Source organism: Vibrio sp. Vb1018 (assembly GCF_033338775.1).
In the GTDB taxonomy this organism is placed as follows: Bacteria; Pseudomonadota; Gammaproteobacteria; order Enterobacterales; family Vibrionaceae; genus Vibrio; species Vibrio alginolyticus.
Genome location: NZ_JAWOTI010000026.1, coordinates 43,428 through 59,203, shown reverse-complemented (window position 1 = coordinate 59,203; position 15,776 = coordinate 43,428). Strand labels below are relative to the sequence as shown.

The following is a 15,776-nucleotide window of genomic DNA, read 5'->3' as shown; positions in this document are numbered from 1 at the left end:
TCCTTTGGCATTCGTGAGTGGTAGGTCACATGAAATCAGTGCAATTTCGTTTCACACTTTATGGTTGTATCGCGATTTGATCTGTACCATTAAAACTGGGCACCGAATTAAGCGACTTTCCATACCTGTAGTTATTCATGAATCGCTAATTTAGAAAAGTCACTGGCAAACTTTTGTCCAGAGGCGTGCCAGCACGATCGCGGCTAGCACGTTTGATTGCAAATTTACGTTAGTTGTCAAACGACTCCGGTCATAATAAGTGCGGCTTGAAGAGCTTGAATCAACTGTGGTAAATGAATAGTTGTGATAAGGACATCACTTTCAATAGAGCTCCAAAGCAAGAAAGCTTAATTACTACAGCTTTTTGTACGAGCTATGATCTGGTTCTAATTAACTATTATTTTCTAGCTTTCACTCCCCCTTATTTGATAGGAAAATCATGGTCAACTCCAACCAAATTCTGCTGTTTGTCGATGTCGTACAGCAAGGCTCGTTTTCTAAAGCGGCAGCGCTGCACGAGATGGATAACTCCTCGCTCTCCAAACAGATCAAGCGTCTTGAGAGCGATCTGGGCGTGCAGCTACTGAATCGGTCTACGCGCTCATTTTCAATGACCTCAGCAGGTGAGGAGATATTCCGTTACGGACAAACTCTGCGCAATACCTTGCAAGAGATCCAACTCTCCGCAGATGCCTATCAGGAAAAACCCAAAGGGGTCTTGCGTATCACGTCACCCAGTTATTTTGGTCATCAATATTTACGGCCAGTGATCACCGAGTTTATGCGCTCCCACCCCGATGTGCAGATACACCATTCGTTGGACGACAGAAAATCTGACATTATCTCTGATCATTACGATCTCGCCTTTCGCTTGAGCAAATTGTCCGACTCAAGCTTGATCGCTAAAACTATCGCCAAATCTCACTTTATCCTAGTGGCTTCAAACCGCTTTGTTAAAGAGTATGGTTTGCCAGCCTCGCCGAAGGAACTTAACGCTCTGCCTGCGGTGATCTACAGCAATAATGATGTCACTTTGGATACTTTTACTATCAGTGAAACTGCCAATGGCGAGGATTATCAAGAGTATAAGATGCAAGGACGCTATCGGGTTAATGATGTGCGCACCCTGATTGAAGCGGTCAGAGATGGCATCGGTTATGCGCGTCTTGATGCCTCAAACCTGTCGCAACCGCTCTCTGAGCTTGGATTGGTACAACTGCTTCCCAAGCACAACATTGTCACGCAGGATAAGGCTATTTACGCCCTCTATCCGCACCGTAAACAAACTCGGCTGGTTCAAGCGTTTATAATCGCAGTAGAGGCATACATAGGCAACCCACCACGCTGGCTTGAGTATATCGAGGACAAAACTCCTCTAAATGAAGATTAAAAAACCACCCAAGCTGAATGACTCGGGTGGCTTAGTGATTCTACCTTGTTTTATTAATTACAGGGTAACTAGAACATCTTCTGCTGCAAGGCGAGATTTAGGTAAACCGTAGTTGTAGTCTTGGCCTTCAAGGTGGTAACCCATCGCTAGTGCAAACTCACATACGTAGCCATCAAGCTCTTTCTCGAAGATTTTGCCGATCATTTCAGGATCGACGCCCTCCATTGGAGTTGAAGCAATGCCAAGGCGTGCCAACACATGCAGAGTATTACCTAGAGCAATGTAGGTTTGCGCTTTAGTCCAGTGGCCATTAAAGCCAAGTTCATTGGTTTGTGCCTCAGCAAATCGGAATGCTCCGTTGAGCATGTTGTCATACATCTCTGCTGGTAAGTGACCTGAAGAGACTTCCACATCGACGACTTTGCGGTAATCATTTTTGGTAAACTTCGGGTTGTGCGCAAACAAAATGATGTGTGACGCTTCTTTCGCGTGTGGTTGATTAAACTGGTGCATGTTCGCGAAAGTATCGTGAAAACGTTGCTTCGCTTCATCGCTCTCAATCACGATGAACTTCCATGGCTGTGAGTTGATCGAAGATGCTGACAAACGGATCGCTTCTTTGATTACATCCATATCTTGTGGCGAAATGCGCTTACTTGCGTCGTATTTTTTCGCTGTGTAGCGACGATTCAAATCTTGGATGATTGGATGTGACATTTATAATTCCTTATTGCGTTACCGATGCGGTGCATATTACTTATAACGAGGTAACAGAAACAGAGCCATTTTGGCCAATCATTATGGATAAAATTGTCCATAATTTCTTTTGAGCAATCTATGCTCTGCACCACTAGTTCTGGACACCAAGTTAAGTTAATACAATCATTAACGAGCAAGGTGCACCATGACAAGCAATAAGAAACGCATTATCTATTCACCTGAATTTAATTTGAAGCTAGCAGAGAAAGGCGAGTAGTTGAGGCAGCAAGACAGCTTATGTGGACTTCCCGTTGTTAACAATCAAAGTCAATAATGATGTGATCTGCTTGAACAAGATTGGACGGCAAGTTAAGCGGCTTGCAATACCTGAACTTATTCATTGATTGCTAATGTTCGATTTTCCGTAAATGGTTTTTGTCCAAAAATGAGTTTCGGTCTTTGTTGTCCATCGACAATAACAAAGTTTAAATCGCGAGCACTATTGGTTTGAGTTAAGATTCACCAAGCCTATCCCCTATCTCAAAATGCGCCGCCACTACCGGAGCGGCCATGACACCGATTGAACTACTCGAAGACGTGAAAGCGAGATTCCCTATCTTGCTCCACGACGACGAAAAGGCGCTGTTAAGCCTACTGCGTAAAGCGCTGGCCAAGTACCAAGAGATTGCCGGATTTACCACTAAAATCCGCATCCAACAAAGCGACTTAGCCGATAGCAATCAGTTTGAATTACCGTCCGACTTTGCTGCAAGGCTGGTGGTCAAAGATGACCGTGGCCGTTATGTGCGTAGCGAGGTTTGGGGCAACGTTCTTGAACTGAAATTAACAGGCGCAGAAACATTCCCACTGACATTGATGTACATGCAAAACGTACTCAATGAGCCGTTTGATTCGTTCCAGCTTCCAACGCCGTGCATTAGCTTGCTTGGCGACTATCTGGAATTGCTGATCACTATCCCGAACGCAGAGCGTCAACGCCGTATTGCCATAGCTGGCAAGTTGGATGTGACCGATATTGCTGCCGAACCTGACTTAGCCGCACGTAAAGCCGAGATTGAAAACTCAATGCGCGCGAACCGTGCCATTGTTCCACCAGTATCGTTGCTCTAAGCGAGGCGGCCATGAATCCATACATGCAGCTCGCCAAACGCGCGACCAATAACTTTATGAATAAGCCGTGGCTGCAAGGCTGGCAATGGGCGGTAGAAATCGACTCGCCGGACGCGCCAACGGACTTTGATATTTACGTAAAGGATATTGATTTTGGTGCTGGCTCTATCGATGCGGATTCATTCCAAGTCGGTTCTGGCTCGATTGCGCTGCCTACATACAGCAGCGTTGGCGAAATCACGCTAACGGTTCGTGATGACCAAAACCTGACTGTTTCTAAATGGTTTGAAAGCCGAATCAAGAAAGTCAGAAACCAAGACGGCACACTCAACATCCCCAAAGAGTACGTGTTCAAAATCAACATATTCACGCTCAATGAGGACGGCAAAAAGTCACTCTATAAGAGCTATCAAGTCTTTCCTACCAAGATTGGCAACGTGATGTTTTCACGCGAAAACGGCAACCAGATCCAGTCATTCCCGCTCATTCTCCAAAAATTTATGTCTGTAGGTAACAAGGTACTGTAATGCGCATTCCATCATTTCCACTACCAAGTAACATTTCAGAAGTGATTGAGTTTCGAGTCCCAACCGTGGAAGACGCTCTATTGTTCTGCGACCTCAACGAGTACCAAGAGGAAGCCAACACAACTCGCTATCTGAACCACATGCAAGACACCAGTAAGCGCCCTATGAGTGATAGCGGCCTATGGACTGGTGAAGATCGCCGCGCAGCATTGTGGTGGATTTTTATGTCCACCAGCGAGCTAGGCACTATTCCCTTTAGCTATGAGTGCGAGCACTGCAAAAAAACTCACTATCTCGACCTCAATATGGGCGAGCTAATGGAATCGGCCAAAGCGCTCAATGGATTGCCAAAACAAGAGATCACCTTAAGCGTGAAAGGCAAGTCATACCTAGCGAACGTGAAACCACTAACCGGTTACGAAGCGGAGCAACTTGAGAACATTCGCAATGAGCGCGACCAGTACGAACCGGACAGCGCTGAATGGAAGCAGCAAGCGAATCACATGGCGCTCACTGAGCTGGCCTACTGCCTAACGTTCGAAGATCAACCCAAAGACCAAGACGATGCCCTAGTGTGGAAAATCGACCTATTGAAATCGATGTACCTCAACACGGAATTTCGTGTGGCCTTTGCCAAGGTTGAAAAGTGCCTACGCAATGCGCGTCACGGATTGCTCACCAAGTACGACGAGGGGCGTTACTACCTAGTCGCCACCATTCCGCAGTGTCAGAAAGTTATCGAGCAAGGAGGTGAAGCAACTCGAACGTTGCTCTTACCCTTTCGGCATAACGACTTCATTACAACGTTTTGATTACGTTGGTTGGAACGTACTGATTGAGAACTTAACGATCTACGGTGGCCAGCCTATCGATGCGGTATTCAAAACACCTCAAACGATGGCCATAAGCCTAGATAAAGCGCTCCAAGACAAGGTGAAAAATGGACAGAAACCAAACAGAGGTTGATCTTTCACTGGTTGTTGATGCAGTGAAACGAGCCAGTGACAAAGAGCTGACCGTGCTATCTGAGATTAGTCGCAAACTCGATGGCAAGACTCTACCAACGAGCCAACAAAAGGCCGTCCTTGCAGTGGATACAAAGGGCATCGAAAAGGCGGTAACTAAGGGCGTTTCCAATGCCTCTCTTAACGTCTCTACCATTCCGAGCATTAATCCACAAAAAGGATTAACACAACAATCAAGCGGCACACCTAAACCAAGTGCAACCAAGACCAAGCGTACAGGTGAAATTGAGTTGTCATTTGCGCCTAGTCAGCCAGCAGAAACACAAGCTAAGCCGGACGCCAAAGCGATCGAGCAAAGCAGCTCTGTAAGTGGCGTAAAGTCGATTGCTGACACGCTGAAAAGCGAGGACGCGCGCGAGCAAGTAAAACAAGCGCCCGTTGTCGTGAGTGTAGAAGCGCCAGAATTCAATTCTGAACGTTTGGATACTTCAATCCTTGATGATGTGCCAGAGAAGTTAGAAAAGGCTGTCTCTGACGCACTGGCAGAGTTTGAGGGCTATTGGGAAGACGCTAACGGCAAGCTTCGACGCTCCGATGGTCGCTATGCGAGTAAGCAAGAGCAATCGGCTTACAAGAACGCACAGCAAACCGCATTAGAGCGCCAAATTGAAAAGCAAACCGACACGGAAAAGGAAAGCCAGAACGTTTTTGCCAAGGTGGCCACCAGCCTTAAGCAACTGGCCATCAATAACGTGAAAGAGTTCCTACAGGAAGAAAACGACGCGACCGATGCGGCTGGCGCTGCGGCTGGTGGTTCGTTCTTCTACTCCGCTAAAGAGCTTTATCACTTGGGGCAAGACGCTAAAGAAGCATTGGATGATGTGACTGAAAAAGCCACCTCAACCAAGGACAAGCTAAAAGAATCGAAACTAGGCCGACTCTTTACCCGAGGCAAACAAGCGCCAGAGGCAGACAGTCAGGCCGTCACAGCCATAGAGACAGTTAGCCATGAACAACTATCAGCGACAAAAGATTCGTTCGAGACAAGCCATTCAACGCAAATTACGCCTAGTGATCGACCTAACCGTGATGGTGCTAGGGGTAACGATCCTGTCAATCTTGCTAGGGGCGATTCTAGCCGGATAAGCAAGGCCAGTGAGCTAACGAGCACCAAAGATCAGAGCTACCGAGCAAACATGCTTGAAGTGCTCCATGAGTCGAGTGCTGATCGTGAACGCCAGTTTGATGATGTGCTAGACAAGCTCGATGATCTGATTTCGGCAACCAAAGCAGCGGGGAACGATGGCCAAGGTGGTTTATTTGACTTGGCTGGCGATATGTTTGAACGCCGCAATGGTCGTAAAGTTGGCGGTAAGCGTGGCCGAGTTAAATCGGTTATGTCAGGCATTGGCAGCAAAGCCTCAAACGTGGCCAGCAAGGGCGTATCGATGGCGGGAGCTGCCTTTAAAGGTATGTCTAAAATCGGCTCTGTTGCTGGCAAGGCGATCCCTTTCCTTGCTCCGGCCTTAATGGCCTACGATGCGTTTAGCGGATTTACAGACCAAGACAAGCAGAAAGAGACGTTCAACCTCAAAGATGGCCAAGAGGCGACAACTGGCCAGAAAAGCTCAATGGCATTGGCGAACGTGCTCGATTTGGGTGGCCTAGTCAGTGGCGGTGCTGGTTTGCTTGGTTCGGCGCTTGGGGCGTTCGGTTTGGATGGCGCTAAGGAAGCGTTGACCTTTGATTCTGGCGATATGGCCAAAGGCATTTACAAGCTATTTGGTGGTGAGATTGAGGACGACAAAGAGGCTAAGGATTCTAAGGCTGAGAAAGCTCAACCGGAGAAAGAAGAACACCTTAAGAACGCCGAAGCCTACCACACGGCTAAAACATCCAATGATAGCCAAGCCATGCGCGAACTTGATGCGAAAAACTCAATTCAAGTGACCTCTCAAGAGGCATCGCAAAAGGCCAGCGAGCAAGGGATTAGCTACAAAGAAGCTTACTTAGCTGTAGAAAGAGAAAAACGTATTAGCCAGGACAAACGTGTGCAAGTGGCTAATGAAACAGGCATGGATATGTCCGGCATGGTCGAGCATCCCGAGCTTGGCCAAGTTTACTCGCCAGATAAGAAAGCTGAACAAGTGGCCGCCGTCGATGCGGAGATCAAACGCCGTAAAGAGGCTGAGGCCGTAGCCGCACTAACCAAGGCTGCAAACAACACGCAAACCAACAGCGTGACCACAGCCAGCCATGAATCATCCATCAATACCGAGCTAAGTAACCAGAAAACGGACACTCAATCCGTGGTGAAAGTGGACACCGAAAACACCTCGAATAAGACGGTTGCGACTCAATCATCCATTCAACGCAATGAGCGAGTTAGCGAGCTGCAAGTACAGGCAGCAATGAAAGACCTCAAAGAGAGCGGCAAGCCTCAAACCGTGGAACTTAGCAAACATTCACTGGATGCCATTGGGCGCGCGGTTAGCGGCAGTGATAACAACAAACCGACCACTATCTTTGCAGCGCCTAGCGGCAGCTCAAGCAAAGACAAGCCAGCGTCAGCCACTAAGGCTAGCGGCTCTATTCCTCTCAACTTTGATGACCGTTCGTTACAGCGTCAAAGCGCTGATATGGAGTAATAGATGAGCCAAGAAATTGATTACTTACTACGGGTCGATATTGACGGTGTGAAGGTGGCCGATGAGAAACACGCGATCGTTGCGCGCGTCTCTGAATGGCTCGATACACCTCAAGGCCAAGTTTGGGGCGCTCCAAAATGGGGCAACAGATTAGGGGCATACAAGCATGAACCAATAAACGAAACCACAGCAGCAGCTATCGAAAACTCAATCCTATTAACCCTCCCAATTGACGTGAAAGACGCGGTGGTTCAAGGCATTGCCGTAGAGCCAAGCGTGAACGGTATCGATGCCTACAAATTGACGATCGTTGTGAACGGTCAAACGTTGGAGAGAGGTATTACGTTTTGAGCAAGTTAGAAGAAGTCAAAAAGACCTTTAACGAGGCGATTGCTGGTTCAAGCTGGTGGTCGCGTCATATTGGTTCGCAGTTCGTTGACTACCTTTGCTTATTTGTGGCCAAGATTGTTGAACGCATGGCAGCAATCAGTAGCCGTGCATTGCAAGAATCCTACCTAACGCTAGCCACTAAACGCACCTCCATTTTGGCGGGTGCTGAAACTGAGGGCTATGTAGGGCGAAAAGCAGCGCCATCGAAAGGCCGTGCGCTAGTGACCAATACCGGAACAAAGCGCGTTACCTTGCCGAAATACAGCCAATGCGTGGCTGACAATCAATTGCGCTATACGCTAATGGAAGCCATTGATCTTATGCCGCAAGAAAGCGCCGCAGTAGAGGTGCAACAGTTCGAAGTGTCCAAGATGACCTACACGGTCGATGAAGGAAAAAACTGGTTGGCCGTGGCGTTCCCTCAAGAGCTGACTAAGCGTATTCATAACATCATCGTGCGCGTGAACGGAGAAGAATGGACGCACGTCTTTAAGTTTCGTAATACGGACGGCAAATCCAACGCCTACATGGAGTATTACAAGCCAACCGACCAGCTAGGCGTTCGTTTTGGTAACAACAATAACGGTCGCGCGCCAGCGACAGGTGATGTAATTGAGTTTGAGCTATGGCTGACTAATGGTGTGACTACCCTACTCGATGCGCAGCCTTTAGAGCTTATCGATATGGGGATTCAAAGCGCCTATAAAGACCAACTCTCAATCAAAACGTCCACCAGCATCATCGGCGGTGCAGAGCCGGAAGAAATTGAATCAATCCGAAACAACGCCCTTTACTCGCCAATCTATGACGAGCAGATAGCGTGGGACTCGGATTACATGACCTTTGTTAAGCGCAATATTTCTGGTGTTACTTGGTTGTCGATTTGGGGTGAAGCGGAGCAGGAAAAACTCACAGGAACGCCGGACGTTCGCAACATCAATACGATCTTTATTTGTGCTTACTCTGCCGATAAAACCGACGAGATTTTGAATCAGGAAATCCAAGTTCTATTCGCTGGCCGAGAGGGCTATAACGAGCGCTATAAGCTGGTGGAGCGTAAGGACGTGCCATTTACCGTGACGGTCAAAGGTAAGCTTTACCCAAGTTCAAATCCAGAATGGGCGACAAAGGTACTGGCCGATGCGTTAGATGAGAAATTTGGCAAACAGACAAGTCGCAATGAGCGCATTACCAAAAACCAAATTTGGGATGTCATCCAAGAGCTCAACGTGACTTTGGGCATTAAAGAGTTTGAGGTCGAAGTTATTGGGATTCTTGACCGCATCCCGGTTGATACTTACCACTATTTAGATGTGAATGCGTCAACCATTCAACTGAACTTCGATTACTCATAGAAGTTTTCGCACGGAGCAAGAAAGACACGGATGTTTTCGCATGCGAGAACTTTAAGAAACATCATCCCGTATAGTTTTCGCATGCGAAAACTTTTACACCAATAAGGCGAAAAACATGGCATTTGGAGACTTCAGAAAATGGCTATCTGGCCAGCTAACCAAGGCGCGTCAAAAGGAAACCGCTTGGGTAGATTTAGCAAGCGCGATCGCAGAGTCAATTGAAACTCACGTAGAGTCATACATTGAAAAGCTTAAAGCGCGTTCTTCACTGTACGAAATGGACAAAGAATCGCTGCTAGAAGACATTAAAGAGCTGCGAAAAATCTTCCCGCTAGGCGAAGTGGCCGATGAGGACTTGCCACACGTTGTGATGCAGCGTAAGGACGAAATTCACTTTAAAAAGACCATTTATCCACTTATCTCAACGCTCGCGCGTGAATTTAAAGGGTTACGTGTTAAGTGGGAACGAATCTACGCGCCAGTAGTAGACCAAGAGCAATTTCCATACGGTACGTTCTTAGTTCCCGAGTCAGAGTTGGAGCTGCAAAACGGACTAAACCCGAGCGACTTTTTCCTGACCAGTCGCGGTGCTATTCGCATCCCTTTGAACGACATTGCAGGTGAGGACGGCATTACCGAGGAAGCCATTCGAGCATTCGAAGCGAAGATTAAGCGAGTGGTGCATCCTCTTATCCCATTACGAATTGTTTTAGATGGCCAATTGTATTCTATTGAGTTTGAAGTCATGGATATGGTGGAAATACCTAACTATTCTGACCATGTTACGGTTGGAAAACAGACCACGACCGATATAGAATCAACACCGAGCTATAAACAGGATTTCGTTCAGACTGGAACGACGACACAGGAAGAACGCCCTGTTAGCCCTATGTATGGTACACCTAGAATGGATGCGATCCCCTTAGATGCGATCTCCATTGATAGACGGTACTATTAACCCTATTCCTACTCCCCGTCCCATTAAAGCGCCACGACTTATACGAGGTCGTAAAGGTGCTTACACAAAAAGTAGTCCTATCGCAGTGTGAACTGCTTAACCGTTATTACGACGAACGCGCCTTGTCGTCGTTGCCTACCAATGGTACTGAGCCTTATTTCCAATTTGGCGATCTTGAATGGGGCTTTGACCTTATCCAAGAAATTGAGGGCAAGCCTAGCTGCATGCCTATCCCACTGGATAAGACAACCGTTGAAAACGTGTTTTACCGTTCTAAGGCGAACTACGCCTATGTGAACGGCAATATCGTAATAACGGCAAACTTGCCAGCGGGTACGCTAGCAGAAGATGAACAATACCAGTTCTCTTGCGTCGGCGTGAAAGATGCGAGCGGCGGTCTGATTCTAGTGGCTGTCACTCAACCAGTTTGGATCTACTCTGACCGTGGTCTATCGATAGAAATCGTGATTAACACGGCTCGCACGGATAGCGCTCAATTGGCGCAGGTAGGTGCCTAATGAGTCGCCCAAACTTCGAAGAAACGATCATCATCCCGCCACTGCTAACGGACTGGCAAGCGCTACCGCTTATCACCGATACGCAGTACCTAGAACCACTGGCCAGTAACAGCCTAAACCGTAAGTTTTACGGCATCGTTCGCGCTGGTATTTTCCGTGGTTTTGAATGTGCTCCGGCTGGTGGAATGAAACTGCGTGTGAGCAGTGGTGAACAATTTGGCGTGGCGTTAGTTGAGCGCGACGACTATGTGTTAACCGTTCGACAACAACACGATGTTGATGTGGAGATTCCGGCTGGTGCCACTTCTTATGTGGTGCTCGAAGCGTTCTATAAGTTTGGCGTAAAGACAAAACAAGTCGATTTAGCGTCAGACATTGAAGCGTCCGAAATTAAGGTGCTTCCGCAGGAAGCGGTTGAAGAACATCATTTGATATTGTGTCGCGCTACCGTGCCAGATGGCGTTACCCAACTCAAAAGTGAACACCTTAACTTTGATGATCGTGAACAAGGCGGTTATGACCTACAAGGCCACGTTTCACATCCCGATCCACATAAGCAATATGCGATGCGCGCCGAAGCCAATGCGCACTACGCAGATCGTGAAAACCCGCACCATGTAACCAAAGCGCAAGTTGGCCTTAGCTTGGTAAACAACTGGGACGCAACCAGTCAGATAAACGTAGACAACGATCAGCTTTATGCCACTGCGAGAGCCATCAAGTTGGTTCACGACAAAGCTGCTGCTGCATACAATAAGTCGGTTGAACATTGGCCGTACATTGCGTCTGGTGGCGAAACAAAAATAGCATTGCCTTACGAAGTGCCGGAAGTAGATTCATTGTCTATCCAAGGTATCGTGCAGACCAAAGACAGTGCTTGGCAATTCTTGAAAGACACTAATGAGGTTGAAGTAGCCGAACCACTTGAAACGGGTGATGAAGTGGTGATTACTCTTGGTGTTCCATCACTAAGCTCAAGCTCCATCATTGCCGAGCTTCAAGAACATATCGATAACCTTGAAGCCATCATAAACAGCGGTATCGCTGGCGCGCCTATGGAAGTATTCCATAGCCACTTCGCTAGCACGTCGAATACTTTCACTGTTCCACCAGTCTTTGAAGAATGCGCGATTAAGCTGGTGTTCCTACAAGGTGTGCAGCAATCAAAAGATATTGCTTACACCATCTCACCGGACGGTGATGTTATCCAGTTTGTTGACCCGATTTCGGCAGGAACGGAGATCACCTTGGTCGGCTAATCAGTTTTCAAATTCCCCTAGCCCTATTCCCCATAAATGCCCTTTTTACTAACAACGAAATTGGATTTTTTATGGCTACACAAAACAAATTAACTCGCATTAACCGTCTTGTTTCTGATCTTTCAGCGCAAGACGTTGGTGCATTACCAGCGGGCTCTCGCGCAACAGACTCATCAAAACTAGAGGGGAAAACCAAGGCACAAGTTGTCAGTGAAGCGCGCTCGAATCTTGTCCCAACTTCTCGCACTATCAATAACAAACCGCTAACGGGCGATGTGACTCTGACTCACTCAGATGTGGGCGCAGCGCCAGCAAGCCACACGCACGACTACATCCCTAACAACAAGAAAGGCGTTGCAGACGGTGTGGCTACGCTAGATAGCACAGGCAAAATCCCACAAGGTCAATTACCAGCTATCGCTATCAAAGAAACGTTCCCTGTTAAATCAGAAGCGGAAATGCTTGCTCTTACAGCGCAAGAGGGCGATATGGCAATCCGCTCAGATCTGCGTAAATCGTTCGTTCTTATGCGCCAACCAGCGAGCACACTAGCGAACTGGCAAGAACTATTAACACCGACTGACGCCGTTTCATCGGTTAATGGTCAGCGCGGTAACGTAGTGCTTGAGGCTACAGACGTTGGCGCTGAACCAGCATTTAGCAAAAACACAGCATTTAACAAAAACTTCGGCACTAGCGCTGGCACTGTTATGCAGGGTAACGACTCTCGCGTTGTGAATGCAGTGCCAAAGACTCGCACCATCAACGGTCACGCGCTAAGCGCAAACGTCGAGCTAACCGCAGAAGACGTGGGCGCACTAGACGCTGGCGCAACTGCCGTTAACGCAGCGAAGCTTGAGAACACCACTAAATCGCAAATCATTTCACAAGCGCGTAGCGGTCTAGCAGCTAGCGGCGCGTCATACACCAAAGCGGAATCTGACGGTAAGTATGCCACCAAGGATAGTCTAGGCGCCTCAATCAAAGACGCGATCCGAACGGTGGATATTACTGTCGAATCTGCATCAACTACGGTGGCTCTGCCAGCAGGTACAGTCTCAGCAATCCTTGTTCTAAGCGTGTGCGGCGTAATGCAGAACGCAGGTGTATGGAGTCTATCTGGTAACACAATCACGTTCGGTGAACAGCTACAAGCTGGCGACATCGTGACGGTTATCGGCTTCAAGTAAACATGACCTTTCCTTTCCTACTTCCCCATTAACGATGTGCTCCGGCGCTTTGTCGGAGTTGCTGGTCATTGAATTGAGAAAGGCATATTTCTGAATGGCATTAAAAAAATTGACTCAAGTTGGTGGTAGTCCAGCTCGAAAATTGCGTGAAGAAATCACAACAAAAGTGGATGAACACGCTAGCAATAAAACGAACCCGCACGGAGTCACAAAGGCACAAGTAGGCTTAGGTAACGTACCAAACTATCCGGCCACCAGCTCGGTAACAGATGCGTCCAACAGCAAACTTGCGACCGCTGGTGCTGTTAAACAGGCATACGACAAAGGCATCGAGGGTTTAAATCGCGGTAACGCAGCTTATGACCGCGCAGAACAAGCAGAGACGAACGCAAATGCCCACACTGACAACCGCATTAGTGCTTTGATTGGTGGTGCGCCAGCAGAAGCGCTCGATACAATCAAAGAGCTTGGTGACGCGCTCATGGATCAAGAAGATGCGGTAGCGGCCATTACAACCAACATTGCTCAACACAAATCAGACAACTCGAACCCACACAAGGTTACGAAAGCTCAAGTTGGTCTATCAAACGTGCCGAACTACGCATTCACAGCAGCGGTTAATGATGCTAGCGATGTGAAATTTGCGGCGGCAGGTGCCGTTAAGAAAGCGTATGACCTTGCAGCCTCAAAGATGACTCAAGCGCAAGCCGATGGCCGCTACCTAAAACTGTCAGGCGGTACATTGACTGGTGGCCTACTCATTGATGAGGGCAGTTCCAATGTTTCTCAATTGCACATAGGTCATGCAGGTAAGCGCTTTCATGTTGAAACGAAAACCGATGGCACCTTTGAGGTTGTAGAAAGTGACGTTTCAAGTCGATTAAAGATCCGCAAAGGTGGTGAATCAACACTATACGGCTCCCTAAACGCTACAGAGTCGGTATCTTCGAATCGTAGTGTTGAGGTGCAAGGCACTCGCGCTGGCAATAACGTTCCATCGAGCGAGCAAGTTAAGCTGGACGGGTACGGGTTGATTGGTAATCGTCGGGCGGTTTACTTAACGAACGGTTCTAATTCGTCGGATGCTTACGTTCAAATCGCGGTGGGTGGTGCTCATAATGGAGGGGACGCCAAGTTAGACCTGACTCGGTCAAAGCTTAGTTCCAGTGTCCCTATCGAAGTGCAAGGGAATAAAGTAGTTACAGAGGCGTTTAACCGTACTGAGGTTGTGCGCACCTCTTTAGGTAGTGACAACTCTTGGTGTCTGGTTGCTAACGTAACGATGCCTCAATCAAGCTCTACTGCGGTTATTGAGTTCTTTGGTGGTGCTGGCTTTAACACTGACTTGCACTATCAGGCGTCACGACATCAAATGATTCTGAGAGCCAGTAACGGAAACCCTAAAGGTCTAAATGGTCAGGTTATTACAGATCATCCTAGCGGCTTGCCATTTAGTGAGTTTGGTTGGGTAAATACTAGCGGTGACAATTACGCCATCTATGTAAAAACACGTAGTGCCTACAGTACGAACATTCTTATTCGATACATGTGTAGTCACACCATTACGCCATACGTTAGCAATAAGGGGGCAAGCCAGCCAGCGGGTATTGTCAAAGGGCGAATGGTCACTAGCTATACGTCTTACAATAAAGACTTAGGGGCAATTAACTCTGTTGATGGAAAGGGTTTAGAGCTTGATTACTCGGCAAAGAAAACTTGGATTGGTTCTCGTAATTCATCTTGGTGCCACATGGAGACTGAGGCCACAAGCGGCTTTTACTCTTACTCCGCGTTCACCTTTGCTAAAGGGATGGATGTAATGCTCAATCAGAGCATTTCATTAGGTGGGCGAGCTGCATTTCGTAACACAGACGGCAACTGGCTTCGCATCAATGACTTAGCCAAGTTTACTTCTGGTATCTATTTCGGTAGCTCACTGGTTCGTACTGATGGTGAGTTTACTGCGGGTTCTTGGAGTGGTTCGAATGATGCCGTTCGTATGGATAATAGTTTTATGGATTCATCATGGGCGACGAATGGCCGTGCTGGATTCAGTATCAACTGTAAAGATAGTTCAAGTGCGCATTGGGCGTTAGCCTCGTACTATGATGGCACCAATATCCGTTCTGGCATCCAGATCCTATCTAACTCAGAGGGTCGGATGCGCTTCTACACTAACCGCCGCAGTAAGTATGTAGACATTAAGGACGGCAATGTATATGCAGGTTCGCCTCAGAGCTCGGCTGGTAACTCTCTCGCACGTAAAGACTACGTTGATAGTAAGTTAGCGGGTGTTTCATCACGCGCTGGAGAGGTTGCCTTGGGCTGTAATGCGGGGCTAAGAGAGGGCAACCTTACGATAGATGGCATTACATGGGAGTTCAAGAATTGGATAGGATGTTTCCTCGATCCGTTTGATTTGATTAACTACAACGCTCCGGTTGCTGGTTTTGATGTTCGTGTTGAGGGTTATTACGAAATTGAATGGACTGCGATACGACGCCGTAATGCTTCAAACTCATCGGTGGTGTACTCTGCCATCGCCAAAAGCAATAAAATTATAGCGGAGGCTCAAAGTTACTCTAACGACTTCGATGCCGTGCCAACGACTTGTCGATGGGTAGGAAAATTATACTACGGTGAGCTTATTCAATTCTTAGACAGAGGTGCATCCACGCCTATTCAGGGTTCGCATTTCTCGATCCGCTACATCAAGCCATAACCATCAACCAAAGGGACACGATGC

Annotated in this window: 13 protein-coding genes; 12 read left to right on the top strand and 1 reads right to left on the bottom strand. The window is 47.7% G+C overall.

What is annotated here, in order from left to right; translation table 11 throughout:
• Positions 1-439: 439 nt before the first annotated feature.
• Positions 440-1,390 carry a LysR family transcriptional regulator gene (locus tag R7Z10_RS20950; RefSeq protein ID WP_158157474.1) on the top strand — a complete coding sequence of 317 codons (951 nt, stop codon included), beginning with the start codon at positions 440-442 and terminating at the stop codon, positions 1,388-1,390.
• Positions 1,391-1,447: 57 nt separating this feature from the next.
• Here R7Z10_RS20950 and R7Z10_RS20945 read toward each other — a convergent pair whose 3' ends face one another.
• Entirely contained in the window at positions 1,448-2,107 is a 660-nt protein-coding gene (locus R7Z10_RS20945; protein ID WP_158157472.1) for an NAD(P)H-dependent oxidoreductase, read from the bottom strand.
• A gap of 552 nt (positions 2,108-2,659) precedes the next feature.
• Between R7Z10_RS20945 and R7Z10_RS20940 the strand changes: the two genes are divergently transcribed.
• The 11 genes from R7Z10_RS20940 (at position 2,660) to R7Z10_RS20890 (ending at position 15,752) form a co-directional block, all read left to right on the top strand.
• Positions 2,660-3,220, top strand: coding sequence for a hypothetical protein (locus R7Z10_RS20940; protein ID WP_042522733.1), 561 nt, complete (start codon positions 2,660-2,662; stop codon positions 3,218-3,220).
• A gap of 11 nt (positions 3,221-3,231) precedes the next feature.
• The gene (locus R7Z10_RS20935; protein WP_054866402.1) at positions 3,232-3,747 is read left to right on the top strand and encodes a hypothetical protein; all 516 of its coding nucleotides are present in this window, start codon (positions 3,232-3,234) and stop codon (positions 3,745-3,747) included.
• Positions 3,747-4,559 (top strand): hypothetical protein, encoded by an 813-nt coding sequence (locus R7Z10_RS20930; protein WP_158157470.1) that lies wholly within the window; start codon positions 3,747-3,749, stop codon positions 4,557-4,559. Before R7Z10_RS20935 ends, R7Z10_RS20930 begins: the two co-directional genes overlap by 1 nt.
• 128 nt (positions 4,560-4,687) lie before the next feature.
• A complete protein-coding gene (locus R7Z10_RS20925; RefSeq protein ID WP_318105852.1) occupies positions 4,688-7,360 on the top strand; it encodes a hypothetical protein in 2,673 nt (890 codons plus the stop codon).
• 3 nt (positions 7,361-7,363) lie between these two features.
• Complete coding sequence (locus R7Z10_RS20920; protein ID WP_033905435.1) at positions 7,364-7,711, top strand: hypothetical protein; 348 nt, start codon at positions 7,364-7,366, stop codon at positions 7,709-7,711.
• Positions 7,708-9,105, top strand: a complete 1,398-nt coding sequence (locus R7Z10_RS20915) for a hypothetical protein (RefSeq protein WP_213892680.1) — start codon at positions 7,708-7,710, stop codon at positions 9,103-9,105. Before R7Z10_RS20920 ends, R7Z10_RS20915 begins: the two co-directional genes overlap by 4 nt.
• Positions 9,106-9,220: 115 nt before the next feature.
• Complete coding sequence (locus R7Z10_RS20910) at positions 9,221-10,063, top strand: hypothetical protein (RefSeq protein ID WP_213892682.1); 843 nt, start codon at positions 9,221-9,223, stop codon at positions 10,061-10,063.
• Positions 10,064-10,119: 56 nt separating this feature from the next.
• Positions 10,120-10,581 carry a hypothetical protein gene (locus tag R7Z10_RS20905; protein ID WP_033905433.1) on the top strand — a complete coding sequence of 154 codons (462 nt, stop codon included), beginning with the start codon at positions 10,120-10,122 and terminating at the stop codon, positions 10,579-10,581.
• Entirely contained in the window at positions 10,581-11,840 is a 1,260-nt protein-coding gene (locus tag R7Z10_RS20900) for a hypothetical protein (protein WP_213892684.1), read from the top strand. The genes R7Z10_RS20905 and R7Z10_RS20900 overlap by 1 nt, the downstream gene beginning before the upstream one ends.
• Before the next feature lie 71 nt (positions 11,841-11,911).
• Positions 11,912-13,030, top strand: coding sequence for a hypothetical protein (locus R7Z10_RS20895; RefSeq protein ID WP_170890831.1), 1,119 nt, complete (start codon positions 11,912-11,914; stop codon positions 13,028-13,030).
• A 94-nt stretch (positions 13,031-13,124) separates the two neighbouring features.
• Entirely contained in the window at positions 13,125-15,752 is a 2,628-nt protein-coding gene (locus R7Z10_RS20890; protein WP_213892688.1) for a hypothetical protein, read from the top strand.
• The last annotated feature ends 24 nt before the right edge of the window (positions 15,753-15,776 follow it).